1 protein-coding gene is annotated in these 403 nt (G+C 37.0%); it reads right to left on the reverse strand.

All coding sequences use genetic code 11. The annotated features are described in order from the left end of the window. Window positions 1-403 (reverse strand): hypothetical protein (locus tag Q0828_RS24410; RefSeq protein WP_298427985.1); only part of this gene is annotated, 403 nt, incomplete at both ends.

Here is a 403-nt window from a genome sequence, read left to right on the forward strand (position 1 = left end):
ACCGAATATGTAGTTGGTGTTGCAGTGTTTTCATATGGCATTGGAAGTGCATTCATATCACCATCCGCATCCACTTGTGTTAAGTGATATGAAACATTTAAATCTGGGTTCGATGCCGTTATTTCATCATTTTTAATTGTTAAGTCTGTTGGCGCTATTCCGTCTGAAGTATCATCATCACATGCTTCAAGTGTAGTTGGTACAACAAAAAACGGAAGTGGATCTACTTGTAATTCAAAACTTCCTACTTGAATACATCCAAGAAGATTTACAGCACGTACCCAAATAACTTGTTCATCAAGACCATCTACTGTTGTAATTGGAGTAACATCAGCATCAGCGTCTGCTTCATTTAAGTGATAACTAATTGTAAGACCTACTTGTCCATTTTCAATTACCGTTG

It is taken from the genome of uncultured Kordia sp., assembly GCF_947496985.1.
Taxonomy (GTDB): Bacteria; Bacteroidota; Bacteroidia; order Flavobacteriales; family Flavobacteriaceae; genus Kordia.